Origin of the sequence: Mycobacterium sp. MS1601 (genome assembly GCF_001984215.1) — a bacterium.
Taxonomy (GTDB): domain Bacteria; phylum Actinomycetota; class Actinomycetes; order Mycobacteriales; family Mycobacteriaceae; genus Mycobacterium.
The window spans coordinates 4,462,159-4,486,709 of record NZ_CP019420.1; the positions used below are offsets into that span (position 1 = coordinate 4,462,159).

The 24,551-nt window shown below is 66.1% G+C and carries 24 protein-coding genes; 11 read left to right on the plus strand and 13 right to left on the minus strand.

Going from position 1 to position 24,551, the window contains the following annotated elements:
- Positions 1–4: 4 nt before the first annotated feature.
- Entirely contained in the window at positions 5–1,900 is a 1,896-nt protein-coding gene (locus tag BVC93_RS21580) for an acyl-CoA dehydrogenase family protein (RefSeq protein WP_083739254.1), read from the minus strand.
- A 77-nt stretch (positions 1,901–1,977) separates the two neighbouring features.
- Between BVC93_RS21580 and BVC93_RS21585 the strand changes: the two genes are divergently transcribed.
- The 3 genes from BVC93_RS21585 to BVC93_RS21595 all read left to right on the plus strand — a co-directional run bounded on the left by BVC93_RS21585 (position 1,978) and on the right by BVC93_RS21595 (position 4,230).
- Positions 1,978–2,691 (plus strand): VIT1/CCC1 transporter family protein, encoded by a 714-nt coding sequence (locus BVC93_RS21585; protein ID WP_083741220.1) that lies wholly within the window; start codon positions 1,978–1,980, stop codon positions 2,689–2,691.
- A 29-nt stretch (positions 2,692–2,720) separates the two neighbouring features.
- Entirely contained in the window at positions 2,721–3,776 is a 1,056-nt protein-coding gene (locus BVC93_RS21590; RefSeq protein ID WP_083739255.1) for an esterase-like activity of phytase family protein, read from the plus strand.
- Positions 3,777–3,909: 133 nt separating this feature from the next.
- Positions 3,910–4,230, plus strand: coding sequence for a hypothetical protein (locus BVC93_RS21595; RefSeq protein ID WP_083739256.1), 321 nt, complete (start codon positions 3,910–3,912; stop codon positions 4,228–4,230).
- 46 nt (positions 4,231–4,276) lie between these two features.
- Here the strand turns inward: BVC93_RS21595 and BVC93_RS21600 are convergent, their stop codons facing one another.
- Positions 4,277–5,476, minus strand: a complete 1,200-nt coding sequence (locus BVC93_RS21600; RefSeq protein WP_083739257.1) for an MFS transporter — start codon at positions 5,474–5,476, stop codon at positions 4,277–4,279.
- A 65-nt stretch (positions 5,477–5,541) separates the two neighbouring features.
- Positions 5,542–5,988: a MarR family winged helix-turn-helix transcriptional regulator gene (locus BVC93_RS21605; protein WP_083739258.1), complete on the minus strand. Its 447-nt coding sequence runs from the start codon at positions 5,986–5,988 to the stop codon at positions 5,542–5,544.
- 64 nt (positions 5,989–6,052) lie between these two features.
- Between BVC93_RS21605 and BVC93_RS21610 the strand changes: the two genes are divergently transcribed.
- The 3 genes from BVC93_RS21610 to BVC93_RS21620 all read left to right on the plus strand — a co-directional run bounded on the left by BVC93_RS21610 (position 6,053) and on the right by BVC93_RS21620 (position 10,571).
- Entirely contained in the window at positions 6,053–8,098 is a 2,046-nt protein-coding gene (locus BVC93_RS21610; RefSeq protein ID WP_083739259.1) for an ABC transporter ATP-binding protein, read from the plus strand.
- The gene (locus BVC93_RS21615) at positions 8,095–8,949 is read left to right on the plus strand and encodes an energy-coupling factor transporter transmembrane component T family protein (RefSeq protein WP_083739260.1); all 855 of its coding nucleotides are present in this window, start codon (positions 8,095–8,097) and stop codon (positions 8,947–8,949) included. The genes BVC93_RS21610 and BVC93_RS21615 overlap by 4 nt, the downstream gene beginning before the upstream one ends.
- 173 nt (positions 8,950–9,122) lie before the next feature.
- On the plus strand, positions 9,123–10,571 hold the full coding sequence (locus BVC93_RS21620) for a peptide MFS transporter (RefSeq protein ID WP_083739261.1): 1,449 nt from the start codon (positions 9,123–9,125) through the stop codon (positions 10,569–10,571).
- A gap of 227 nt (positions 10,572–10,798) precedes the next feature.
- On the opposite strand, the gene BVC93_RS21625 is transcribed toward BVC93_RS21620, so the two are convergent.
- The 3 genes from BVC93_RS21625 to BVC93_RS21635 form a co-directional block, all read right to left on the minus strand.
- Positions 10,799–11,497, minus strand: a complete 699-nt coding sequence (locus BVC93_RS21625; protein ID WP_083739262.1) for an LpqN/LpqT family lipoprotein — start codon at positions 11,495–11,497, stop codon at positions 10,799–10,801.
- Positions 11,498–11,621: 124 nt separating this feature from the next.
- Complete coding sequence (locus tag BVC93_RS21630) at positions 11,622–11,894, minus strand: hypothetical protein (RefSeq protein WP_157517021.1); 273 nt, start codon at positions 11,892–11,894, stop codon at positions 11,622–11,624.
- A 36-nt stretch (positions 11,895–11,930) separates the two neighbouring features.
- Positions 11,931–12,431 carry a hypothetical protein gene (locus tag BVC93_RS21635; RefSeq protein WP_083739264.1) on the minus strand — a complete coding sequence of 167 codons (501 nt, stop codon included), beginning with the start codon at positions 12,429–12,431 and terminating at the stop codon, positions 11,931–11,933.
- Positions 12,432–12,481: 50 nt separating this feature from the next.
- Between BVC93_RS21635 and BVC93_RS21640 the strand changes: the two genes are divergently transcribed.
- From BVC93_RS21640 to BVC93_RS33215, 3 genes are all read left to right on the plus strand, one after another.
- Complete coding sequence (locus BVC93_RS21640) at positions 12,482–13,999, plus strand: TldD/PmbA family protein (protein ID WP_083739265.1); 1,518 nt, start codon at positions 12,482–12,484, stop codon at positions 13,997–13,999.
- 82 nt (positions 14,000–14,081) lie between these two features.
- Positions 14,082–15,455, plus strand: coding sequence for a metallopeptidase TldD-related protein (locus tag BVC93_RS21645; RefSeq protein ID WP_083739266.1), 1,374 nt, complete (start codon positions 14,082–14,084; stop codon positions 15,453–15,455).
- 40 nt (positions 15,456–15,495) lie between these two features.
- A complete protein-coding gene (locus tag BVC93_RS33215) occupies positions 15,496–15,912 on the plus strand; it encodes a hypothetical protein (RefSeq protein WP_157517022.1) in 417 nt (138 codons plus the stop codon).
- Positions 15,913–16,009: 97 nt separating this feature from the next.
- On the opposite strand, the gene BVC93_RS21655 is transcribed toward BVC93_RS33215, so the two are convergent.
- Entirely contained in the window at positions 16,010–17,071 is a 1,062-nt protein-coding gene (locus tag BVC93_RS21655; protein ID WP_442928969.1) for a serine hydrolase domain-containing protein, read from the minus strand.
- A 355-nt stretch (positions 17,072–17,426) separates the two neighbouring features.
- Here BVC93_RS21655 and BVC93_RS21660 point away from each other — a divergent pair, with 355 nt between their 5' ends.
- Both BVC93_RS21660 and BVC93_RS21665 read left to right on the plus strand, forming a co-directional pair.
- Positions 17,427–19,232 (plus strand): DUF4185 domain-containing protein, encoded by a 1,806-nt coding sequence (locus tag BVC93_RS21660; RefSeq protein WP_157517023.1) that lies wholly within the window; start codon positions 17,427–17,429, stop codon positions 19,230–19,232.
- 31 nt (positions 19,233–19,263) lie between these two features.
- On the plus strand, positions 19,264–19,704 hold the full coding sequence (locus BVC93_RS21665; RefSeq protein ID WP_083739268.1) for a hypothetical protein: 441 nt from the start codon (positions 19,264–19,266) through the stop codon (positions 19,702–19,704).
- Here BVC93_RS21665 and BVC93_RS21670 read toward each other — a convergent pair.
- The 6 genes from BVC93_RS21670 to BVC93_RS21695 all read right to left on the minus strand — a co-directional run bounded on the left by BVC93_RS21670 (position 19,673) and on the right by BVC93_RS21695 (position 24,460).
- The gene (locus BVC93_RS21670; RefSeq protein ID WP_236950056.1) at positions 19,673–20,200 is read right to left on the minus strand and encodes a YceI family protein; all 528 of its coding nucleotides are present in this window, start codon (positions 20,198–20,200) and stop codon (positions 19,673–19,675) included. The genes BVC93_RS21665 and BVC93_RS21670 overlap by 32 nt on opposite strands.
- Positions 20,201–20,274: 74 nt before the next feature.
- Positions 20,275–20,994, minus strand: a complete 720-nt coding sequence (locus tag BVC93_RS21675; protein WP_236950057.1) for a TIM barrel protein — start codon at positions 20,992–20,994, stop codon at positions 20,275–20,277.
- Between the two features lie 25 nt (positions 20,995–21,019).
- On the minus strand, positions 21,020–21,922 hold the full coding sequence (locus BVC93_RS21680; RefSeq protein ID WP_192860055.1) for an extracellular catalytic domain type 1 short-chain-length polyhydroxyalkanoate depolymerase: 903 nt from the start codon (positions 21,920–21,922) through the stop codon (positions 21,020–21,022).
- 91 nt (positions 21,923–22,013) lie between these two features.
- A complete protein-coding gene (locus BVC93_RS21685; protein WP_083739269.1) occupies positions 22,014–23,036 on the minus strand; it encodes a threonine aldolase family protein in 1,023 nt (340 codons plus the stop codon).
- Positions 23,037–23,040: 4 nt separating this feature from the next.
- Positions 23,041–24,192 carry a serine/threonine-protein kinase gene (locus tag BVC93_RS21690; RefSeq protein ID WP_083739270.1) on the minus strand — a complete coding sequence of 384 codons (1,152 nt, stop codon included), beginning with the start codon at positions 24,190–24,192 and terminating at the stop codon, positions 23,041–23,043.
- A gap of 46 nt (positions 24,193–24,238) precedes the next feature.
- Entirely contained in the window at positions 24,239–24,460 is a 222-nt protein-coding gene (locus BVC93_RS21695; RefSeq protein WP_083741225.1) for a hypothetical protein, read from the minus strand.
- Between the last annotated feature and the right edge of the window lie 91 nt (positions 24,461–24,551).

Sequence of the window (24,551 nt, forward strand, 5' to 3'; positions counted from 1 at the left end):
AAAACTAGTGCAGCATCTCCGCGTCCCGCAGTTGAGCCGGAATGCCGAAACCGTCAACCAGCAATTCGGCATGTGGGCGCAGCTTGCGGCAGCGGTCGTTGATGGCACGGGTCACCGCCTTGGCCCGCTCGGTGGACAGGAATCGGTGCTCGACGAACCAGGCCTTGTCGCTGTTGATCACGTCGAGTGCGTACAGGTCACACACCAGGTTCAGGACCTCACGGGCGCCGTCGTCCTCGCAGGTGTTGATGCCCGCGACGAAGGCTTCCAGGATGATCCGGTCGATATGGGCTTGTGCGGCATGGAGCACGTGGTCCTGCACGGAGTTGAAGGCATCGAAGGCCGACATCTCCTTTGCCTTGGCCTGCAGGCGCCGAGCCACCGACGCCAGCATGTACTGCTCGCGGTCCTCGAACATCTTCACCTGGGTGCCGCGGTTGAAGAGGCTGCCCTCTTCCTCGTTGTCCTGACGGGTGTCCAGGATGGTCTGCATGATCGTCTCAGCCGCGGTGCGCTTGAGCACCCGCTCGCCTGCGAAGTTGGCCGCGAACCGCACCCACTCCACCGGGCTCATGGTCTTGATGTCGTCGGCGTAGGCCGTCAGCAGTTCCTTGGCCACCAGCTGGGTCAACACGTGGTTGTCGCCCTCGAACGTGGTGAACACGTCGGTGTCGGCCTTGAGGGCGATCAGCCGGTTGTCGGCCAGATAGCCTGCGCCGCCGCATGCTTCGCGCGCCTCCTGAATGGCTTTGGTGGCATGCCAGGTGTTGGCGGCTTTGAGCCCTGCGGCGCGTGATTCCAGTTCGCGCTGTTCCTCGGCATCGGGGTTGTCGGCCGTCTGCAGCTCGTGACATTTGGCCACCAGCTCGTTCTGCGCGAACTGCAGCGCATACGATTTCGCGATCAGCGGGAACAGCCTGCGCTGGTGCACCAGATAGTCCATGATCAGCACCTCGTTACCGTCGGGTGCTTCGAACTGCTTACGCTGCAACGCATAGCGGGTGGCGATATCGAGAGCCACCCGGGCCGCGGCACCTGCGCTGCCGCCGACGGTGACCCGCCCTCGAATCAGGGTGCCCAGCATGGTGAAGAAGCGGCGGTTCGGGTTGTCGATCGCCGAGGAGTAGGTACCGTCGGCGGCGACGTCGGCGTACTTGTTCAGCAGGTTCTCCCGCGGAACACGGACGTGATCGAACATGATGCGACCGTTGTCCACACCGGGCAGTCCGCCCTTGTAGTGGCAATCCGAGGTGGTGACGCCCGGCAGGTCGTTGCCGGCGTCATCGCGGATGGGGACCACGAGGCAGTGCACGCCGTGGTTGGTGCCGCCGGTGATCAACTGCGCGAAAACCGCTGCCACCCTGGCTGTCTGAGCGGCACCGCCGATGTAGTCCTTGCGTGACGACGGAGTGGGGGAGTTGATCACGAACTCCTCGGTCCCAGGGTCGTAGCTGGCGGTGGTCTCGATGGACTGCACGTCGCTGCCGTGTCCGGTTTCTGTCATCGCGAAGCATCCCAGTACTTCGAGGTCGATGAGCTTGCGGACGTAGGCTTTGTGGTGCCGTTCGGTGCCCAGGTTCTCGATGGCCCCGCCGAACAGCCCCCACTGAACTCCGGCCTTCACCATCAGTGACAGGTCGCTCATCGCCAGCATCTCGATCCGGGTGACGGCCGCACCGACGTCGCCGGTGCCGCCGTGCTCCTTCTTGAACCCGTCTTCGGCGGCACCGTGCGCCGCCATGATCCGCATCTGTTCGCCCACCTTGGTCCGGGCGATCACCGTGTTGGGCGTGTAATGCGGCTTGAAGACTTCGCCCGACAGCTCCTTGCGCATGGCGTTCTTGCAGTCACGCCAGCGGCCGTCGAGGGCATTCCGGAGATGCTCCGCAGTGGTGGTCATACTCGACGGTAACCCGTCGCGGTCCCGAGAAAACTGTGATGTCGCAAACCACCGGGCAAATGGCGTTAGATGACCTCATGTCCGAGCAGATCAGGCTCCCTCACGAGCACGACCACAAGCACTCCGATGTCAGCGGCGGTTGGTTGCGGGCAGCGACGTTCGGAGCGATGGATGGTCTGGTGTCCAACACCGCGCTGATCGCAGGTGTGGCCGCTGCGGCTGCTGCGGATGCCGTTGTGCTGGCCGGCGTTGCCGGGCTGTTGGCGGGGTCGTTCTCGATGGCGCTCGGCGAGTACACGTCCGTGACGACGGCCAATGAGCAGATCGATTCCGAAGTGAAGGTGGAACGCCGGGCTATTCAGGCAAACCCGCACGGCGAGAAGGCCGAGTTGGTGCAGATGCTCATGCAGATGGGGCTGAGCGAGCCGACCGCCGCCCAGGCCACCGAGGAACTGCATCGCGACGAGAACAAGGCCACCAACTTCCATCTGGTGCAGGAACTCGGCGTCGATCCCACCGAGAAACCGTCGCCATGGGTGGCTGCGGGGTCGTCGTTCGTGATGTTCGCAATCGGCGCCATCATTCCGCTGATCCCGTTCCTGCTCGGCTTCGAATCCCTGTGGGCGGGGCTGGCGTGCGGCGGGCTGGGCTTGCTCGTAGCAGGAGGTCTGGCGGCCCGCTTCACTGGCAAACCGTGGTACTTCGCCAGCCTGCGGCAGCTGGCTTTCGGCGGATTGGCCATCGCGGCCACCTATGTCGTCGGCCATCTGATCGGTGCTGTCGTCGCCTGATGTTCACCTGCCGCATCTAAGTTGCCCCCATGCATCGCCGAATCGTGCTGGTCGCTTCCGCCGTCGCTCTGTTGAGCCCGCCTGTCGCCCATGCCGAGGAGCCGGTGCTGACCTATCTGGGCAAGGTCGAGTTCCCCGCGGACACGAGGTATGACGGCACCCTGGTGGGCGGGCTGTCCGGGATCAGCTACAACCCGGTCGACCAGCTGTATTACATCGTCAGCGACGATCGCTCCGAGCACAATCCGGCCCGTTTTTACACTGCGCGGATCACGCTGTCCGACAACCGGATCAGTGACGTCCAGTTCGTCGGCACCACTGCCTTCCAAGGTTTGGCCGCCGACGCTCCACCGGACGCCGAAGGCATCGCCGTCGACCCCGGCCGGCACCGGCTGTACTGGTCCAGCGAAGGTGCCCGTGATGTCGACGGCGGACTGCTGCTACACCCGCGGGTCCGGATTGCCGGCTTCGACGGCGCCCCGCTCGGGGAGTTCGACTTACTGCCCGGTCTGCGTGTCTCGCCGGATGAGCAGGGCCCCCGCGAGAACCGCGCGCTGGAGGGTTTGACGCTGACTCCTGGTGGTGCCTCGGTGTTCGCCGCGATGGAGGGGCCGGTTTACGCCGACGGCCCGCTCCCCGACGAGAATGCGGGCGCCCTGACCCGAGTGACCCGGTACGACGCTCAGACCGGCATGGCGACAGGGCAATTCGCCTATCCACTGGATGCGGTGACAGCCGGGCCCGGTGGCGACAACGGCCTCAGTGACCTGCTGGCTCTCGACGACGGGACCTTCCTGGTGCTGGAGCGCGGCTTCGGCACCCACTCGGAGGTACGGATCTACCGTGCGAGCATCGCCGACGCCGAGGATGTGCTGCACCGGCCGAGCCTGATCGGGGCACCGGTGGGTGCCATGACCAAGACGCTGCTGGCCGATTTGGCGACCATTCCGGGGCTGGATCCCGATAACGTCGAAGGCTTGACGCTCGGGCCGCTGCTTCCGGACGGTCGTCAGTCGATGGTGCTGGTCAGCGACGACAACTTCAGCGACAGTCAGGTCACCCAGTTCCTGTTGTTCGCCATGTGACGTGCAGTTTCTGCCACCTCGCGATCAATCACTGCCAACGGAAATCATCGGTCTCCTGGTCTGGTTGTGAGAAGTAGAACCGCGACTCACCGAGAGCCACGATTCCCAGGCACTCGAAGAGAGAAGCAGGATCATGAAGAAATTCACCGTCGCCACAATCGTCGGAACAGCCCTCACCGCAGCTACTTTGGGCTTGGCCGCCCCGGCGCTGGCCGCCCCCACGGGAGTGGGCAACGCCCAGGACACCATTTCCTCGCTGGAGGCGCAGGGGTACAAGGTGATCGTCAACCGGCTGGGCAACGCCCCGCTGAACGAGGCCAACGTCGTTTCGGTGGGGGAGGGCCCCAGCTTCAACCATCCGGCATCGGGTCTGCGGTTGCGCGACAACTACACCGGTCATGACCGCAACTTCGGTACACAGCAAGTGCAGTCGGTGTATGTCACCATTCGCTAGACATCACAGCCGACACGGCACCCCACATGGGGTGCCGTGTCGGTGTCTAACTCGTTGACGCCAGAGTCTCGTCTTCGGCGAACTCCACTTCCGTCTCGGGTTCGTCGATCCCGGTCAGCCAGCGTCGCGTGACGAACAGCACCGCCGCGCCGATCAGCACAGCACCCGCACCCACCCAGTACGGCAGGTGTGCGCTGACCTGCTCGCCCAGCGCACCGGCCAGCCACGGCGCCAACGCCGCGCCGGCGAAGCGCACGAAACTATATGCCGCAGAGGCAACTCCGCGCTCCACCGGAGCGGCCTTCATCACCGTTTCGGTGATCAGCGTGTTGTTCACACCGATCCACAGACCGGCGATGATCACGCACACCGCCAGTACGGCCTTGGAGTCGGTGAGCACCGCCATCACTGCCAGGGTGGCCGTCATCAGCAGCAGGTTCGCCACCAAGGTGGGCACGGTGCCGAATTGGCGTTGCAATCGCGGTGCCACCACAACCGAGGTGAACGCCAGTGCCAGACCCCAGCCGAAGAAGATCAGCCCGATGCCATGGGCGTCCATGTCCAGTGGGAAGGGCGTGAACGCCAGCAGGGTGAAGAAGCCGAAGTTGTACAGCAGCGCGGTGATGGCCACACCCAGCAGTCCGCGGTGTCGCAGCGCGCGGAACGGGTCAAGCAGCGACGTCGAACGGGCGGCGGGGGGAGTGGCGGGTAGCAGCAGCGCCGTCACCAGCACCGCCACCGCCATCAGCGCCGACACCCCGAAGAACGGCCCGCGCCAGGAGATCGACCCCAGCACGCCACCCACCAGCGGGCCGACCGCGATGCCCAGCCCCAACGCCGCCTCGTAGAGAATGACCGCCTGAGCCACCGATCCGCGGGCAGAGTTGACGATGGTGGCCAGTGCGGTCGCCACGAACAGCGCGTTGCCCAGCCCCCACAGGGCGCGCCAGCCGACGATTTCGAGCACTGTGTCCGACAGTCCGGCCAGTCCGGCGCCGGCGATGATGATCACCAGACCCAGAATCAGGGTGCGCTTCGGCCCGATGCGTGAGGACACCACTCCGGTGATGAGCATCGCCACTCCCATCACGGCCATGTAGCTGGTGAACAGAAGTGAGACCTGTGACGGCGTGGCGTCGAGGTTGTCGGCAATCGGTTTGAGGATGGGATCGACGAGTCCGATGCCCATGAATGCCACGACGGAGGCGAACGCCACCGCCCACACCGCCTTTGGTTGGCGCCACATATAGTTTTCCTATCTATTTGGGCAAAAAAAGGGCTCAGCGGGGAGGCCCGCTGAGCCCGGCCTGTCTAACTGTTCTGTGCTGTCCGCAGCATCTGCCGCATCACGTCGACCGCGGTGCTCAGGGCGGATCGCTCGGCGTCGGTCAACTGCTCCAGCAGGGGATCGATGACGGCTGCGCGATCCACCCGCGCCCGGGCCAGTACCTCGATTCCGGTCTCGGTGATCCTGATCAGGACGGCGCGCGCATCACCGGGGTCGGGGGTGCGTGTCACCAGGCCGGCGTCCTCGAGGCGGCGCACCTGGGTGGTCATGGTCGGCTGGGAGCAGTGGTCCAGCTCGGCGAGATCGGAGATCCGGGCTTCGCCCCGGTCTTCGATGGTCGAGAGCAGCCGCGCCTGCGCCCAGGGCAGGGGGAGTTGGGTGCGCTGTGTCGCGAATCGGTTGAGTCGAGCCACAACGCTGAGTAAGTCGGCGCCCAGGCCGGTAGTGTCTGGGGCGCTGGCAGTCGTCATGAATCATAGGTTACATAGAAACCCTATGCATTTCAATCTGTGGAGTCACTGGCAGAATCGAAGAATGACCTCGAGCCCCGCGGCCGCTGTGCCCAGATCGGCCAGGTCACTCCGTCCGGCAGAAATCGCGCAGGCCGCCGTCATGGCCGCGTTGTGCGCCGCCACCGCCATCATCGCCGTCGTCGTTCCCTTCGCCGCCGCACTCTCGCTGTTGGGCACTGTTCCCATGGCGCTGCTGGCGTACCGATATCGGGTCCGGGTGCTGCTCTCCGCCGCCGTCGCAGCCGGGATCATCGCTTTTTTGATCGCGGGGCTGGGTGGCTTCATGACGGTCGCGAACTGCGCCTACATCGGCGGCCTCGCCGGCGTGGTGCGTCGCCGCGGTCGCGGGACCCCGACCGTGGTGGCTGCCTCGTTCGTGGCGGGCGTGCTGTTCGGTCTCTTTGTCGTCGGTGCCCTGGCAGTGCTCTCCCGCCTGCGAAATCTGATCTTTGCCTCCATGACGGCCAACGTCGACGGCACCGCCGCGATACTGGCGCGCATTCCTGCGCTCGAGCAGACCTCGCAGGATCTCAAGGACTTCTTCCAAGTCGCGCTGAGCTACTGGCCGTGGCTGATGATGGGCTACGCCATCTTCGCGATCATGAGCGTCACGCTGATGGGGTGGTGGGCGCTGTCGAAGGTGCTGCACCGGCTGCGCGGACTTCCCGACGTCCACAAACTGGACCTGGTCGACGTCGCCGAAACTCCCGCGCCGGTTCCGGTACGACTGCGCGACGTGTCGTTCCGCTACCCGAACGCCGACCACGACGCTCTGGCGCCGGTCAGCCTGGATATCGGCACGGGCGAGCATGTCGCGATCACCGGCGCCAACGGTTCCGGAAAGACCACGCTCATGTTGTTGCTCGCCGGGCGTCAACCAAGCTCGGGCGTCATCGAGCGCGACGGCGGGGTCGGACTGGGTGCCCTCGGTGGTACCGCGGTGATCATGCAACACCCCGAGAGCCAGGTGCTGGGCACTCGGGTCGCCGACGACGTGGTGTGGGGTCTGCCGCCCGGGACACACACCGACGTCGAGGCGTTGTTGTCCGAGGTGGGGCTGGCCGGGATGGGTGAGCGTGACACCGGCGGGCTCTCCGGCGGCGAATTGCAGCGGCTGGCAGTGGCCGCGGCGCTGGCCCGCCGGCCGGCCATGCTGATCGCCGACGAGGTGACCTCGATGGTCGACCAGGCCGGACGCGACGCACTGCTCGATGTGCTCTCGGGACTGTCCCAGCGCCACGACATGTCGCTGGTGCACATCACCCACTACAACAACGAGGCTGACAGCGCCGACCGCGCCGTAAACCTCAGCGCCTCGGCTGACAACACCTCCATGGTCGCCACCGCCGCGGCCCCGGCCGCCACCGTCGCCAACGGCAGCCAGCCGAAGGGCACGCCCGTCCTCGAACTCGACCGCGTGAGCCACGAGTACGGCACCGGCACCCCGTGGGCCAAGCCCGCACTGCAGAACATCAGCTTTGCCGTGCACGAAGGAGACGGCGTGCTGATCCACGGCGGAAACGGGTCGGGCAAATCAACGCTGGCTTGGATCATGGCCGGCCTGGCCGTGCCCACCTTCGGTACCGCACTGGTGGATGGCCAACCCGCTCACGAGCGGGTGGGATCGGTGGCACTGGCCTTCCAAGCGGCGCGGCTGCAGCTGATGCGTGCCCGCGTCGACCTCGAGGTGGCCTCGGCTGCGGGGTTCGAGCCTGGTGACAAGAAACGGGTGTACGCGGCGCTCAATTCCGTCGGCCTGGACTCGTCGCTGGCGCGGCGGCGCACCGACCAGCTCTCCGGCGGCCAGATGCGTCGCGTGGTGCTGGCCGGACTGCTGGCTCGTGAACCCAAGGCGCTCATCCTCGACGAACCGCTGGCCGGTCTGGACGCCGAGAGCCAGGCCGGGTTGCTGCGCCTGCTGGAAGACCTGCGCAAGAACAGAGGCCTGACCGTCGTGGTGATCTCGCACGATTTCGTGGGGCTCGAAGAGCTGTGCCCACGGATCCTGCATCTGCGCGACGGCGTGATGGAGCCGGTGTCGACGACGTCGGCGGGAGGCATGTCATGACCACTTCTGAGTCCGCGCCGCCGCGGAACCCGACACCGCGTTCGGTGGTGTTGCTGCGGCCGGTGCCCGGCGACTCCGTGATCCACCGGTTGTGGGCGGGCACCAAATTGCTCGTGGTGTTCGTCCTCGGGGTGCTGATGACGTTCTATCCGGGCTGGGTGCCCATCGGGCTGGTCGCGGTGTTGGTCGCCGTGGCGGCTTACCTGGCTCGCATCCCGCGTGGGGTGTTGCCGTCGATTCCGTTGTGGCTGTGGATCTTCCTGTTCATCGGCGGGTTGACGGCCTCGTTTGCCGGCGGGGCCCCGGAGTTCGTGGTGGGTTCGGTCACGGTGGGATTGGGTGGCCTGCTGAACTTCCTGCGCATCACCGCGCTGTCCATCGTGCTGCTGGCGCTGGGCGCCATGGTGTCGTGGACGACGAACGTCTCCGACGTGGCACCTGCCGTGGCCACACTTGGCCGACCCTTCCGGCGGCTGGGGATCCCCGTCGACGATTGGGCTGTGACACTGGCGCTGGCGCTGCGGTCCTTCCCGATGCTGATCGACGAATTCCGCGTGTTGTTCGCCGCCCGCAAACTGCGTCCGCGGCCGCCGCTGACCACGCGGAAGGACAAGCGCCGCCGCTGGGGTATCGAGCTGGTCGATCTGCTGGCCGCCGCCATCACCGTCTCGCTGCGTCGCGGCGACGAGATGGGTGACGCCATCACCGCCCGCGGCGGCACCGGGCAGATCTCCGCGGCCGAATCCAAACCGGCGCGCCGAGACTGGATCACCATGGCCATCGTCGTCGTGGTCTGCGCGCTGGCGCTGGTGGCAGAGCTGACCGTCCTGGGCACCAGCTCGGCCCGCTGAACAATCGCACGACAGCGCTCTCGCGCGCTTGTTGGCTCCTTGCTCCGGCAGTCGTACCGGCCGGGCGCCTGACCTGGGGCGCCACCGATGTCGGCGCCCGCGTTGACGTTCGGGGCAATAACCGACGTCGGCGACAGGCTGACTAATCCGACTCACGGTGGGAGGGTGGGCTGATGGCGATTCACCAACAAGACACGTCGCGGACACTGTTCGGCCATCCCATCGGGTTGACCAACCTCTTCGGCGTCGAGCTGTGGGAGCGCTTCTCCTTCTACGGCATGCTCACCATCCTGGGCTATTACCTGTACTACTCAGCCACCGACGGCGGGCTGGGGTTGCCGCAGGCCACGGCGACGGGCATCGTCGGCGCCTACGGCGGATTGGTCTATCTGGCAACCATTCTCGGCGGTTGGATCGCCGACCGGGTGCTCGGCATGGAACGAACCGTGTTCTACGGCGGCATCGTGGTGATGGCGGGGCACATCGCACTGGCGGTCCTGCCCGGTATGGCCGGTGTCGGGGTGGGGTTGGTGCTGGTGGCGCTGGGTTCCGGAGCCTTGAAGGCCAACGCGTCCTCGCTGCTGGGCACCCTGTACGCCAAGGGCGATCCCCGCGCCGACGGCGGGTTCACCCTCTTCTACCTGGGCATCAACCTGGGCGCCTTCGTGGGCCCGCTGCTCACCGGGCTGCTGCAGACCAGAATCGGCTTCCACGTCGGGTTCGGCGCCGCAGCTGTCGGCATGGCTCTCGGTCTGGCGCAGTACGTGGTGTTCCGCCGCAACCTCGGCGCCCACGGTCGCGATGTGCCGAACCCGCTGCCGCGCAGTGCCATCGGCAAGGCCGTCGGGACCTTCGCAGCCGCGGTGGTGATGGTCGCTGTGGTGATCGTCGTGGGCTGGGTGACGCTGGACAACCTGTCGCAATTCACCACCGGCGTCATCATCGTCGCCGCAGTCGCCTACTTCGTGATCATGCTCCGTAGTCAGCGGGTGACCGCCCCGGAGCGCACGCGGGTGCGCGCGTTCATCCCGCTGTTCATCGCCAACGCGGTGTTCTGGTCGCTGTTCCAGCAGATCTTCACGGTGTTGGCGGTGTACTCCGATGAGCGGATGGACTGGTCGATCTTCGGCTGGACGGCGCCCTCGAGCTGGATCGGTTCCATCGAACCGGTGTGGGTCATCGCACTCTCGCCACTGTTGGCCGTGCTGTGGACCCGCTGGGGTGAGCGCGCCCCCACCACACCCCGCAAGTTCGCCTACGGTGTCATCGGGATGGGTCTGGCGTTTCTGTGCTTCGTGCCGCTGGCCGGTGTGGCCAAAGTGCCCGGCCTGATTGTTTTTGTCATCCTCGGCGTGTTCGCGGTCTCCGAACTGCTGCTGTCGCCGATCGGATTGTCCGTCACCACAAAGCTTGCGCCAGAGGCGTTCCGGGCCCAGATGATGGCACTGTACTTCCTGTCGGTGGGACTGGGCACGTCGATGTCCGGGGTGCTCTCCGGGTACTACGATCCGGACCACGAGGTGGCCTACTTCGGCATCCTCGGCGTCATCACCGTCGTCGTCGGCGTCATCACCTTCACCATCGCTCCGTGGATCAGCAGGCACATGGAAGGAGTGCACTGATCAGTCAGGACCGGCACCGGCAGCACGCGTCGAGCAGCGGGTCCGATTGGCGCTCAGTCACTTCAGCGGTCGCGAAGTACGTCGTGATGTCGTCACGCAGCTTCGGTTCCTTCCAGTACTCACCGTGACCCAGCGTTTGGCTGTCCATCTTCTCGGTGACATCGACGTTGTTGCTCTCTGGTTCCAGCGGTAGCGGCGGCGTGCACGTGAACTACCTGTGTTGAGAGCTACTGCATGATGACGGTGTTGTGGTCCAACTCCGCCGTCGCCGACACCAGCGCCTGTGCGTCGTCCGCGGGCCCGGTGGCACGCACCTTCAACACATAGGTGCCGCCGGCGCTCTTGAGTAGCAACGTCTTCTGTGCGATGAGGGTGGTCACGCCGTTGTTGTCGAACTGTCCGCCGATCTGGTAGGCCTCCACGCCGCCGAGCTGGCCTCGGCCGCCCTGGCCCAGCGCCTGGTAGCCGGGAAGGTTCTGCAATTCGCCTGCGGCGTAGGTGAACATGGTGTCGACGGAGATGTCCTGGCTGAGCTTGCTCAGCACCGCCTGGATGATGCCGGGGTTGTTCGGGTCGCGCGGCGTGGTCGAGATGATGGCCCAGAACGAGTCGCCGGGAACGTCGATGGCCTGTTCCCAGCCGGCGGGCATCGGCAGTTCGATCTGCGGCGCACCGTCCTCGCCGGGGCGTGCGGGTGTCTCGGTGATGCCGACGGTCTGCAGGTAGCCGCTCAGCGTCATCGAGCCACCCGTGGCGGGGGGTGCGCTGGGCTGCGGTGTGGGGATCGTCGAACCGGGGGAGCCAGGTGCTGCCGATGACGCGCTCGAGGCGGCGGTCGATTCTTCACCTGCGCTGTCCGACCCGCAACCGGCGAGCCCCACGGCAGCGGCGGCGGCCGCGGCCACGGCGATCGTCTTCAGTTTCACGGGCCCCAGCTTAGGCGGCGGTGGTCACCGGCCGACGCCGATGGCCCGCTTGGCAGGCGTGAACCGGCGCGTCGGTGGCAGCTCGCAGGGTCCCTCACCGGCGCGTTTCACCGGCTCCATGTACTCAACCGGTGTGGTGGCCGGCGAAGACATCGACCTCAGGATGTTCGGTGTGCGGGCGGTAGGTGCGCCAAATCGGGTTGTGCGCGAACGTCTTCGGACGGTGGCAGGCCCAGGGTGGGCGGGGGTAGAGGTGGGTGAGCTCCCAGCCCGGCCGCGAAGTCACGTCCTGGTGGTCCGCGCTGCTGCGCCCGGTGTCCTCCAGCACCGGGCCCGCATCGGAGTTCCAGCAGCACGTGGCACACCAGCTGCTGCCCGGGTGGTGAGATGCGCGCACCGCCGCCGGTTACGACAGCGGACTGGCCACCGTGGTTCAGTAGCAGTCACCGGCGTGCACGGTGAAACACTGTGGGCACATCTTGTCCCGCGTCGGCTCCGGAACAGCAGTGCGCGTGGGTTTGGTCGTCGACTTCGGCTTGGTGACGCGAGCGCGCACCGGTGCGGCCGCCACCCGGGTGGCGTCGGGGTTGATGGCCAGCAGTCGTTGCAGTCGCTCCTCGGCGTAACTGCGCAACTCCAGGGAAAGCTCGCGGGCCAGCAACTCCCGGTACGCAGCCGCATTGGTGCGTGCCGCAGATCGACTGGCAGGGATGGTGCCCACCAGCAGATGCTGCAGGCTCTTCATGTACGCCTCGACGTCGGCGGCGGTCCTGCGGTGCTTGGCCGCGATCTGCTCGACTGTCGCGCCTGCTTCGATGTTGCGCAGCACCTCGCCGTGGTTGAAAGCGGGATCGCTGGTGTGCAGCAGTCGGTCGATTTCCTCGCGCAGGGCAGGTGTCAGCGCGCTCATCACGGGTGCCCGGTCTTTTTCCATCGTGGTCCAGTATCCGCGTCGATGGGGTGCGGAGGCTAACGTGGGGACCCGTGAGCGCCCGTCCGGTCGACCCCGATTTCCTGGCCCTGCCCCGCCGCGTATTGGCCGACGCCGCGTTGACGGCGGCTGTCGAAGCCGGCGCCAGTTACGCCGACCTGCGGATTCACCGGATCACCAGCGAGAACATCCAGATGCGCGACGGCGAACTCGAAAGTGCGGTGGAATCCCGTGAGATCGGGCTGGCGGTGCGGGTGATCGTCAACGGCACCTGGGGTTTCGCCTCACACGCCGAACTGTCCGCAGATGTCGCCGCTGAGACGGCGCGCCGGGCCGTGGCGGTGGCGACAGCCCTGGAACCGCTGAATGCCGAGCACATCGAGTTGGCCGCCGAGCCGGTCTACCGCGACGCCACGTGGGTGTCGAACTACGAGATCGACCCGTTCGACGTGCCGACACCGGACAAGATCGCACTGCTCGGCGAGTACGCCGGACGCCTGCTCGCTGCCGACGGCATCGACCATGTATCGGCCGGGATGAACGCCGTCAAAGAGCAGACCTTCTACGCCGATACCTTCGGTTCGTCGATCACCCAGCAGCGGGTGCGGGTGATGCCGATGCTCGACGCGGTGGCGGTGGACGCTGCCGCCGGCTCGTTCGAGTCGATGAGCACCCTGGCCCCGCCGTACGGGCGTGGCTGGGAAGTGCTCGCCGGCGACGAGGTGTGGAACTGGTCCGACGAGCTGGCCCAGCTGCCGAGCTTGTTGGCCGAGAAGGTCAAGGCGCCATCGGTGACGGCCGGGCCGACGGATCTGGTGATCGACCCATCCAACCTGTGGCTCACCATCCATGAATCCATAGGCCATGCAACCGAATACGACCGCGCCATCGGCTATGAAGCAGCCTACGCCGGGACGTCGTTCGCCACCCCCGACAAGCTGGGCACCATGCGCTACGGCTCACCGGTGATGAACGTGACGGCCGATCGCACCGTCGAACACGGTCTGGCCTCCATCGGATACGACGACGAAGGAGTGCAGTCACAGAGCTGGGATTTGGTGCGTGACGGGATCTTCGTCGGTTACCAGCTTGACCGTGTGTTCGCCCCGAGACTGGGCCAGTCGCGTTCCAACGGCTGCTCCTATGCTGATTCGCCGCACCACGTACCGATCCAGCGGATGGCCAATGTGTCGTTGCAACCGGCGGCCGAGGATGTCTCGACCGAGGACTTGATCTCCCGGGTGTCCGACGGCATCTACGTTGTCGGCGACAAGAGCTGGTCAATCGACATGCAGCGCTACAACTTCCAGTTCACCGGGCAGCGGTTCTACCGGATCCGTGACGGCCGGCTGGACGGCCAGTTGCGTGACGTCGCCTATCAGGCCACCACCACAGATTTCTGGAATTCGATGGAGGCCGTCGGCGGACCGAAGACCTGGGTGCTCGGTGGTGCGTTCAACTGCGGCAAAGCCCAACCCGGTCAGGTGGCCGCCGTCAGCCACGGGTGCCCGTCGGCCTTGTTCCGCGGCGTCAACGTGCTCAACACCCGCATCGAAGGAGGCCGCGGATGAAGGTCGAGGCGCGCGAAGTGGACGTCCGAAGGATCGCGCCGCGTAGCGCGAGAAGTCCTGAGTCCCTCGAGAGGTGTCGTTCATGATTCCCGCGCCATTGGTTGTCGAGATCGCCTTGGCCGCGGCCAGTCAGGGCAGCGGGTCGGACGAGACCATCGTCCTGGTCACCGACACCACCGACGCGTCACTGCGCTGGGCGGGCAACTCCATGACCACCAACGGTGTGTCGGTCAGCCGTAACACGACCATCATTTCGATTGTGCGCCAAGGTGATACCGCACACGTCGGATCTGTGCAGTCCTCCGACGTTGACCCTGACGCCATCCCGGTTCTGGTCACGGCGGCACAGCTGGCGGCACGCTCGGCCCCAGAAGCCGGCGATGGTTTCCCACTGCTGGTGGACAGCGCCATCCCGGACGACTGGGACAGCCCCAACCCCGGCACGGGTGCCGAGGTGTTCGGCTCGGTGGCAGGTTCGCTGGCCCGTGGATTCGCCGGCGCCGACCAGCTGTACGGATTCGCCCACCACGTCGTGGAAACCACCTGGCTGGCCACCTCCACCGGTGTGCGGCGGCGGTTCACCCAGCCCACCGGCACCGTGGAGATCAACGCCAAGCGCAACGGGGCCAGCGCCTGGGCCGGCGTCAGCACGCCGTGGTTCATCGATGTCCCCACCGAAGTGTTGCTCGAAGATCTCAACCTCCGGCTCGGGTGGGCTGCTCGCACAGTCGAGTTGCCCGCCGGCCGGTATGAGACCCTGATGCCGCCGTCCACAGTGGCCGACATGATGATCTACCTGGGCTGGACGATGGACGGCCGCGGCGCCCAGGAAGGCCGCAGCGCACTGTCGGCGCCCGGTGGCGGCACCAGGGTGGGGGAGCGACTCACCGACCTGCCGTTGACCCTGTACTCCGATCCGGTGGAACCTGGCCAGGAGTGCGCGCCGTTCGTGCATGTCGGCAGTTCCACCGAACGGCTGTCGGTCTTCGACAACGGCCTGGTGATCCCACGGGTGGACTGGATCCGCGACGGCGTGATCAACTCACTGGCCTACCCGAGGGCCGCGGCTGCCGAATTCGACGCTCCTGTGGCTGTGGGTGCCTCCAACATGTTGATGACCGGTGGCACCGCCGACCTCGCCGACATGGTGGCAGGCACCGAGCGTGGGCTGTTACTGACCACGCTCTGGTACATCCGCGAGGTGGACCCCACCACGCTGCTGCTCACCGGCCTCACCCGCGACGGGGTGTACCTCATCGAGGACGGCGAGGTCACCGCAGCGGTGAACAACTTCCGCTTCAACGAGAGCCCCCTGGATCTGCTGCGCCGCGCCACCGAGGCCGGGGTGGCCGAACCCACGCTGCCGCGCGAGTGGGGCGACTGGGCCACCCGCGCCACCATGCCGACGCTGCGCATTCCCGACTTCCACATGTCCTCGGTCAGCAAAGCGCAGTAGCGCCACGTTTCTTCGCCGCGGTGTCGGGTATTCGCGGACGATGAGCACATCAGCACGTACGGTATTCGCCCTGTTCACCGGTGCGGCAGCGATGACGCTGCTGGTTGGCTGTGGAGGCAGCAACAGTACCGAGGAAACGTCCACCACCTCGGAGACCACGACCGAAACCACCGAAACCACCATGACGACCACCACCACCCCGGCACCCGCCGAGACCACCGCCGAGGCTCCCGGGGGCACCGGCGGTACCGAAGGTGGCGGTGGTTCCATCCCGGGTGGACCCACGGGTGGCGGCGGTCCTGAAGGCGGTGGCGGCGGAGTGCCCGGCGGACCGACCGGCGGTGGTGGACCCGAGGGCGGCGGTGGTTCCATTCCAGGCGTCGGCGGCGGCAGCGGTGGCCCGGAAGGCGGCGGAGGCTGTGTCGGCGGCGTCTGCGTGACGGTCCCGGCTCCCTGACCACAACACCAACACGACGAGTCTGCCGGCGGCAGTCTGCGAGGCGTGATCTCCAGCTCACCAACCTCGCGGATTGTCGTCGGCACGGTCTGGACGCCTAGAAATCAAGCTCTCGATAGACCAGTCGCAACACCGACGGCAGCAGCGCGTTTGCCGTCGTCCTACCGTCAGGCGAGAGAGTCAGATTGGTCCAGATCACCAGCGACACATCATTGTCCGGGTCGTAGCCCATGAACGAATTGAATCCAGGTAGCTCGCCGCCGTGGTAGTACATCGCCGCCTGTGGACCGAACCGCTGGTGGCTGATGCCATATCCGTACTTCTGCCCGTCCGGAGCCGCGGGATCTTCGGGTACCAGACTGTTGCGCCAGCGCTGTTGCCACTCGGCGTTGAACACTCTGCCGGACACCAGCTCTCGGATCCAGACTCCCAGATCGGCTGCGGTGGAGACGGCGCCGCCAGCCGCGCTGGCATAGGACGGGTTCTGGAAGCTGTAGTCGTCAGGCAGCAGTGTTCCGGCGTGGGCCGCGTTCTGCATGTCCACGGGATATTCCGAATCGACCAGTGCGTACGACGTCCCGCCATACATGTATCCGTGTGAAAACGGTGTCGGCATGTCGGTACCCGCGGGCAGCAGTGTCTGCGTCAACCCCAACGGGCCGTACAACCGCTCCCGGAACAGCACCGCGAGAGGTTGACCCCCGACCTTTTCGGACACCAGCCCCAGCAGTGCGTAATTGGTATTGCTGTAGTCGTATTCGGCTCCGGGATCGAACAACGGCGCACGCGCGAAAGCCAACGCCAGCACCTCCGCGGGCGTCCAGGTGCGGTCCGGGTCGGCATCCAGCGCCGACGAGAGTTCGGGGGCGTCGGTGTAGCCGTACAGTCCGCTGCGCATCGTCAGCAGTTGGGCGAGCGTGATGTTCTCGCCGTTGGGTACATCTGGCACATACGCCGACACCGGATCATCCAGTGCCAGTGCGCCGTCCTGCGCCAGCAGCACTATCAGCGCTGCTGTCATGGTTTTGGTGTTCGACGCGATGCGGAAATGGGTCTCGGGCCGGGGCAGAATCGACGTTCCCAGTTCTGTGGAGCCGGCGGCGGCCGTGTAGGTCCCCTCGGGCGTCTGCACCGACACGAAGACGCCGGGAATCAGCATCTCCTGCGAAGCTGTGTCGACGACAGCCTGTAATCGGCCGGGCTCAATCGCCCGTAACGCGGACGGCTGTGCCTCTGCTACTGGTGCACACACAAGGACCGCGGTGCACACAGCCGCCGCCACCGTAGTGAGCTGGGATTGCGGCATCGTTGCGCCTTCCCCGTAGGCGGAGCAGTTGCCGAAGTGTATCGCCGGGTGGCTCTCGGTAACGCCGAATCGGCAGTCGACGATAGGAAGTTTGCTGAAAGTTCAGCACGATCCTGTCGTCGGTGTCATCCTGATGCCACTCTCTTCGGCAAGCCCGGGGTGTTCGTCCGAGAGTCTTACGGTCGGGGCGTTCCTTGGAGGGGGAGTCATGCGCGCAGCGGAACATATCGGTGGAGTGGGCGGTCTTGCGGTTGCCCTCGGGGTGGGATTCGCTGTGGTGGCGGGCGCGGGGGCAGCTGCTGCCGACACCGCCGACACCGGCACGGGCACCTCGGAACAGTCGAAAAAGAAGTCCGAGACCGCCAAGGTCGACAACTCCACGGCAGACAAAGACGACAAGCCAGACAAAGACGACACTGCCACGGCAGACAAAGACGACACTGCCAAGGCAGACAAAAACGACAGCAAACCCACCCGCCGTTCAGCGTTGCGCTCCGAGAAGAAGGACAGCTCCGAGAAGAAGGACAGCGCCAAGGCGGACGCGGCAGCCGACGACGAACCCGACGACGAACCCGACGACAAACCCGCCAAGACGCCGAAGGCGGTCCAGCAGATCCGCACGGTCGCAGCCGAAACCCTCTCAGCACCAACACGTCTGGTGACTCAGGCGCTGGACGGCGTCAGACTCGAGGCGCCGAAGGACCTCCGCCCGTCGGCCCCGCAGCAGTCGTCGCTGCTGGTCTCACTGCTGACCTTGGGCACGCGCCGAGAAACTGAGACCCAGGCCCGCACGCTCAGCACTGCCTCAGCTCCGATCGCCCAGGCTGCTGTCACCACCCCGGTGACCACTCGCATCGGTTGGCTCACCGGAGCCAACAGCATCAACGACACGGTCAAGCGCTTCGGTATCGCCGGCACCGACGTCGGCGTCATGTGGGACAACGGCATCACCAAGGACAACCCGGCCACCGCGATCGTGGAGCAACGCCAAGTGCTCATCGCCTTCGGCGACACCTTCTCCAAGCCCGGGATGACGGGCGACTGGCGCAACAACGTCCTGCTGCGCAGCGCCGACAACGTGCTGTCCAACGGCCTGTACGTGCCCAATGGCATCATCCATGACCCTGGTGCCTACAGCGGTTCACCGATGACCAACCCGAACTTCTCCCGGGAGATCATCGGTAAGTACGGCTACGCCGTGGGCTCCGAGGTGACCATCATCCCGACCGCGGCGATCTCCGTCCCGGGTGCGGGCGCCAACGGGGCGACGCGGCAATACGTCAACTTCATGTCGGTGCGGTCCTGGGATACACCGGGCCGGTGGACCACGAACTATTCGGGCATCATCTGGTCCGACGACAACGGCCAGAACTGGACGGTGGTGCCGGCGTCGAGCATCAGGGCCGCTGCCGCGGGACGGTCCACAAAGCCCTTCGTCAACGGCAACCAGAACTTCCAGCAGGGCGCCTATGTCAAAGCGGCGGACGGTTCGGCCTGGGTGTACTCCTATGGCACCCCGGCGGGCCGCGGCGGCACGATCTACCTTTCGCGGGTCAACGACCAGCAGATCCTGGACCAGACCAAGTACGAGTACTGGAACGGCACCAGCTGGGTCAAGAACAACCCGGCGGCGGCCAAACCGATCCTGCCGGGCAAGACGACCACCAGTTTTTTCGGCCTGGTCAAGAACACCACGTACCCCTCGGCGGGCGAGATGTCGGTGCAGTACAACCCGTATCTGAAGAAGTACGTGATGCTCTACACCGACAGCGGCAACAACGTGGTGATGCGGACGTCGTCGACGCCGCAGGGCACCTGGTCGACACCGACAACGCTGGCGACGTCCTCGCAGTACCCGGGCCTGTACGCGCCGATGATCCACCCGTGGTCGGGGTCGACGCTGTTGAAGAAAGCGGACGGTTCAGCCGAGGATCCGCAGATGCTGTACTGGAACCTGTCGCAGTGGAACGAGTACAACGTGGCGTTGATGCGCACCGACCTGAGTCGCGTGTAGCACCCGGCCGCTTGGTGGCGATAGGACCGTTATGAAGTACGTGGTGGCAGCGGTGGTCGCAGCGGTGACGCTGGCTCCGGTGGCGTCAGCGTCACCGCAGCTCGGTGGTCAGTGCCCGGCGGGTGCGTTGACAAAACAGGCGGACGCCACGGTGCTCACCTGTTCGGGTGGCACCTGGGCGCCGTTCGACGACCCCTACCCGAACAGCGGCATCTGGGTCAGCGATTCCGCCGGGATCACGCTGCACGGCCAGGGTTTGCGCAACCCGGAGATCATGTCGGGCCCGTGGACTGCCACGCCCCTGGATCCATCGGCGGTGTGCAGTGCCGAGCAGGCTGCGGTGGTGTCCGCCGGTGAGGTGGGCCCCGCCCAGACCACAACCGGCCAGCCTGGCCAGCCGCTCGATCTCGAGGTGCTGCCAGTGGTCTTCAACATCACCCTCAGCGGTGACTGTCTGTGGCAGAAGCATTGAGGGTCACGGTCACCTCATCGGCGACGCGAAGTGAGCCCATCATCATCGAGTAAGGCTTGATGCCGAAGTCGGATTGCCGGACTCCGCTGCGCGCCGTCACGGTGGCGCCGGCGACCGTCACGTCGGCGACATGCTCGCGCCGTTGTCCTCGGATCTCCAGTTGGCCTGTGAGTCGATACCCGTTGTCGATGGACTCGATGGTCGACGATTCGAAGGTGATGTGTGGAAACCGTTTTGAGGACATCGTTTTCAGTGCGTTCGTTCGTGCCACCACCCGCTCGGGCGGGGACAGCGGCGTGACGCCGCCCTCGCCGCCTTCGACCGAGAACGAGTTGACGTCCGCAGTCAGGGTGAGTGTGGCCGGTTCGTCGCCGTCCCAGGTCAATTCGGCACTCCAGGACTGCACCAGAATGGTCAGTCGATGACCCATCCGGGCGGCCACCCCGTCGACGCCGGTCAGCACTTCAAGTCTGCCCGTCGACGCGTCGAACTTCACCGGGTGACTATCCCACGCCGGTCGCCAGATCACGCAGCCCCCAGGGCGCGGTGTCGCCGTCATCGTGGCCGGGATCACCGGCCGGGGATGTACTCCAGCGCTACCTCGCCGTGATATCCCAAGTTGCTCAACAGCGTCAGATAGCCGTCGATGTCCAGGGTTCCGGTACCCAATTCGTGGCGGCCGGGGAAGTCCGCAACCTGCACATGCACGATCTTCTGAATGTGCGTCCGGAGCACGGCGTCGATGTCTTCACCGTTGGCAGCGAAGTGGTACAGATCGGCCAGCAATCCCACCGGGACGCCCACCTGCTCTATGACGGCTACGGCCTGCGCCGCGGTGGTCAGGGGAAAATCGGGGATGCCGCTCATCGGCTCCAGCATCGGCATCGCACCCAGGGGTTGCAGATGTGACGACGCCAGGACCAGGTTCGCCAGCGCGGTGTCGGCGTCGCTACCGTCACGCAGTCCGTAGGGAGCGTTGCAAAACCGGATGCCCAGGGTGTTGACGATCCCGGCCACCACGTCACAGTGCTCGCCGAACTCCGCAGCGCGTGCCGGGTGCGAGAGGATGCCACGCTCGCCGTCGTCGCCCAAGGTGAAGTTCATCGCGTGCAGTCGCACGCCGGACTGCTGCACAGCTTCGACCCAGCGGGCCACCTGCGCGTCTGCGGGCACCGAAACCGGGAAAGGCCACCAGGTTTCGATGGTCTGGTAGCCGTCGGCCGCCGCAGCTGCTGGACGCTCCAGCACCGGCTGGTCGCCGTACAGCATCGACACATTCGCGACGAACACGTGTGTCCTTCCTGACTGTCGAGCGTCACCGCCAGTGTGAAGCGAAGAAGTTACCCGCGTCCACCGAGGCGTCGAAGGCGTGGGTGGTGGGCCCGACCTGTTGCACTGACAGCACAGTGGGGGCGCCGGGCCAGGTATGGCCGCCGCCGTCGACCCGGGTGAAGACCACCGCGGTCTCGTCGGCACAGTCCGAGCTGGAGCGGAAGGATCGCATGCCGTCGCCGGTGTCGGGCAGCGGCACCTCGGTGGGCGGGGCGCAGCCATTGAGATTGCGCCACACGTCGGCCATCGCGGGGGCGGGCACGATGGTGCTGCCGCCGCCACGGCCCAGCATCGGGCCGCCGTTGAACGGCACCACAGGATCAGCGGTGCCGTGGGTGGCCATCACCGCAACAGGCTCCGACGGTGCGCACGCATAGTTCGTGCCCAGCGTGCCGTCGACGGGTGCGATGGCCGCGAACAGATCGGCCCGCTCACACGCCAGCCGGTTGGCCATGAAAGCGCCCGCTGACAGTCCGGTGGCGTACACCCGGTCGGGGTCGATGCCGAACTGGGCAACCAGCTGGTTCACCAGGGCCGAGATGAAGCCCACGTCGTCGACGCCCTGGCGGTCGGGGATCGAGGCGCCGCGGCCGTCGGCCCAGCTGAAGTCGATGCCGTCGGGGTAGGCAACCACGAACCCGTGTGCATCGGCGATGGCGTCGAAATGTGTCAGCGCCTGGTGTGATGCTCCGGTGTTGCCGCCGGAATGCAGGTTGATCACCAAGCCGTCGATCGCTCCAGGCGGCACGTGCAGCACGTAGGTACGAGGCAGGCCGCCGAAGTCGATGTGCGCCCCGGGGAAGGGTTCGGCGACCGCCGGCGCGGCAAAGATGCAGAGCGCAGCGGCCAACGCGCTTGCACTGCTGGTGAATGAGAAGAATCCCAAAGCGTTCCCTCACGCTGCGCTGGCCTGCGTCCCGTGACGCTAGTTGCTGATGCCGCCCTCGGGAGGGGTTTCGGACGAACTGGTGGCGGTGTTACCCGAGCAGGTCGAGCAGGGCGTCGACCTCGGCGGTTGTGGTCGCCCAGGAGCAGACGAACCGGTACACCGGCCGTGCAGGGTCGGGTGCGTGGACGGCGAACCGGGCCGACAGCTTGGTGTGTAGATCGGGGTCGAGGACGACGAACACCTCGTTGGCTTCGGTCAGTGAGTCCAGGGTCAGGCCGTGTTTGCGGAAACCGGTGCTCAACCGCGCCGCCATGGTGTTGGCGTGGGTGGCCAGGTCCAACCAGCGATGGTCGGTGAACAGGGCTTCGAACTGCGCCGAGACGAAGCGATGCTTGCTCGGCAGATGGCCGATCTGCTTCTGCACGAAGCGGATTCCGTCGAACAGTTCGGGTCTGCGCACCAGGATGGCGTCACCGAACAGCAGTCCGTTCTTGGTGCCGCCAACCGTCACGATGTCAGCGTCGCCTACCGCTTCTAGCGGTGATACATCCAGTGCGGCAACAGCATTGGCTATGCGCGCACCGTCGACGTGGACAAGCAGGCCCTGTGCGTGCGCCTGGTCGACGAATTGCTTGATGGCCTGCGGTGTCCACAGTCGTCCGTTCTCGGTGGACTGGGTGATGGTGACGATGCTGGGCTGCGAGTGGTGTACCGAACCTCGGCGAGTGCCGTGCGCGGCCAGCGATGCCGGATCGATCAATCCGTCGTCGCTGGGCAGCACCGTCAGCATGGCCCCGGACAGCCGGGTCGGGCCGCCTGCCTCATCCAGCAGCGAGTGGGCGACATCGCTGCACAAAATGGCGTGCCAGGGCCGGGTGGCTGCTGCCAATGCGATGACGTTGGCGCCGGTGCCGGTGAGAGCGAACAGCACGTCGGCGTCCGGGGAGTCGAAGGTCTCTCGGATGAGCCCTGCGGCGCGGGCGGTGACGGCGTCGTCGCCGTAGGACATCGCGGCGTTCTGATTGGCCGCGACCACCGCGTCCAGGACCGCCGGGTGGGCGGGAGCGGCGTTGTCGGAGGCGAAGGCGGCGGAGACACTCACCTCCGCCATGATGTCAGTCGCCCTTCTTGCCTTGACCGTGCCCCTGTTTGCCGTTGTTGCCGTTGCCGGGCTTTTTGCCGCCGGCGGGCCCCTCGACGACGGGCAGCGGGGCCGGTTCGCTGACGGGTGTCACCGTGGCCGGGGGAACCACGGCCGCGGGAGCGGGCAACGTAGTGCTGGTACTCACCGGTTCGGGAGCGGGAGTGCTGTCGCCGGTGTCCAGCGCGAAGGCCAGGGCGGAGACCACTGCCGCGGTCGTGATACCAGCTGCGGCAAGTGTTTTGCGGGTCCTCGAGGTCAACCGCGGGCGCGGTTGTTGTACCAGTTGGGTGGCCATGTCAGGTAACGGTTGGTCGAGCACTCGGGTGGCGGGCCGTGCACCGGCCAGGGCGGCCTGCATCTGCGCGGCCGAGGTGAAGTTGCCGGCGATCGCGCCGTCGATCACCGCGGCCAGCCCCGGGTCAGCGCCCAGCGACATGGCCGACGGCAACCGGTCGTCCATGATGGCGCGGGCCAGCGCGGCCGGATTGTCGTGTGGGAACGCAGACCGGCCGGCCAGCGCCTCGAACCCCATGAGGCCCACGGCGTACAGGTCGTCGGCCACCGACGCCGGCGCGCCGGAGATCCTGGCCGGACTCATGTAGGCCATGGTGCCGATGATCTGTCCAGTCATGGTGTGTGCGGCACCGCCGGTCTTGGCGATGCCGAAGTCGGCGACTTTGAGGCTGCCGCCGTCGCGGGACAGCAGAATGTTGGCAGGTTTGATGTCGCGATGCAGGATGCCCGCCGTATGCGCGGTGCCCAACGCTGACAGCACCTCATCGAGCATTCGTCGCACCAGGTCAGGCGGCATCGAACCGCGGTCCATGACGTCGGCAAGCGTCTGACCGGGCAGGCGCTCCATCACGATGAAGGGTGCTCCGTCATGCTCGCCGTAGTCGTAGATCGCCACGATGTTCGGATGTGCCAGCGGGGCAGCCGCCCGGGCCTCGCTCTCGAAGCGCGCGCGGACATCGGACTGGGCAGCCATCCCGGGGCGCAGCAGCTTGACCGCCACAGCCCGGCCCAACCGGTTGTCCCAGCCGTCATAGACCTCAGCCATGCCGCCGCAACCCAGCAGACCATGCAGCTGGTAGCGGTCGGCGAGCAGTTCCTGCTCTTTCACAGGGCTGTGATTGCCAACTCGGCGACCGTGTAAACGCAGGTCATCCTCAACTCAGCCATTTCCAGGGCTTGTCCCAATGACCAGGCGGGACGCCCACCACCTGGCCGATGTGCCCTGGAGGTACGCCTATCCGTGTGGCGACCTCACCCGGTGCGGGCGGCTGGGGGATCCAGGGGTTGGGGTGCGCCTGCGCGGAGCCGGCAAATCCCATGCCTCCCAGTGCCAGTGCGCCGACGAGAGCGGTCGTGGCGGCTGTCTTCTCCAGCATCAGGGTCTCCTCCTGTTGGCAAACCGGCCTCGTGGGCCAGTCACACACATGTTGACCTGTCTAGTGGTTCATCGGTCCGCACGCGGCGGGT

Excerpts from the sequence above, each read along its gene's own strand:
- BVC93_RS21580 (WP_083739254.1), bottom strand. The coding sequence starts at position 1,900 with ATGACCACCACTGCGGAGCATCTCCGGAATGCCCTCGACGGCCGCTGG.
- BVC93_RS21585 (WP_083741220.1), top strand. The coding sequence starts at position 1,978 with ATGTCCGAGCAGATCAGGCTCCCTCACGAGCACGACCACAAGCACTCC.
- BVC93_RS21590 (WP_083739255.1), top strand. The coding sequence starts at position 2,721 with ATGCATCGCCGAATCGTGCTGGTCGCTTCCGCCGTCGCTCTGTTGAGC.
- BVC93_RS21595 (WP_083739256.1), top strand. The coding sequence starts at position 3,910 with ATGAAGAAATTCACCGTCGCCACAATCGTCGGAACAGCCCTCACCGCA.
- BVC93_RS21600 (WP_083739257.1), bottom strand. The coding sequence starts at position 5,476 with ATGTGGCGCCAACCAAAGGCGGTGTGGGCGGTGGCGTTCGCCTCCGTC.
- BVC93_RS21605 (WP_083739258.1), bottom strand. The coding sequence starts at position 5,988 with ATGACGACTGCCAGCGCCCCAGACACTACCGGCCTGGGCGCCGACTTA.
- BVC93_RS21610 (WP_083739259.1), top strand. The coding sequence starts at position 6,053 with ATGACCTCGAGCCCCGCGGCCGCTGTGCCCAGATCGGCCAGGTCACTC.
- BVC93_RS21615 (WP_083739260.1), top strand. The coding sequence starts at position 8,095 with ATGACCACTTCTGAGTCCGCGCCGCCGCGGAACCCGACACCGCGTTCG.
- BVC93_RS21620 (WP_083739261.1), top strand. The coding sequence starts at position 9,123 with ATGGCGATTCACCAACAAGACACGTCGCGGACACTGTTCGGCCATCCC.
- BVC93_RS21635 (WP_083739264.1), bottom strand. The coding sequence starts at position 12,431 with ATGGAAAAAGACCGGGCACCCGTGATGAGCGCGCTGACACCTGCCCTG.
- BVC93_RS21645 (WP_083739266.1), top strand. The coding sequence starts at position 14,082 with ATGATTCCCGCGCCATTGGTTGTCGAGATCGCCTTGGCCGCGGCCAGT.
- BVC93_RS33215 (WP_157517022.1), top strand. The coding sequence starts at position 15,496 with ATGAGCACATCAGCACGTACGGTATTCGCCCTGTTCACCGGTGCGGCA.
- BVC93_RS21655 (WP_442928969.1), bottom strand. The coding sequence starts at position 17,071 with ATGCTGATTCCCGGCGTCTTCGTGTCGGTGCAGACGCCCGAGGGGACC.
- BVC93_RS21660 (WP_157517023.1), top strand. The coding sequence starts at position 17,427 with ATGCGCGCAGCGGAACATATCGGTGGAGTGGGCGGTCTTGCGGTTGCC.
- BVC93_RS21665 (WP_083739268.1), top strand. The coding sequence starts at position 19,264 with ATGAAGTACGTGGTGGCAGCGGTGGTCGCAGCGGTGACGCTGGCTCCG.
- BVC93_RS21685 (WP_083739269.1), bottom strand. The coding sequence starts at position 23,036 with ATGGCGGAGGTGAGTGTCTCCGCCGCCTTCGCCTCCGACAACGCCGCT.
- BVC93_RS21695 (WP_083741225.1), bottom strand. The coding sequence starts at position 24,460 with ATGCTGGAGAAGACAGCCGCCACGACCGCTCTCGTCGGCGCACTGGCA.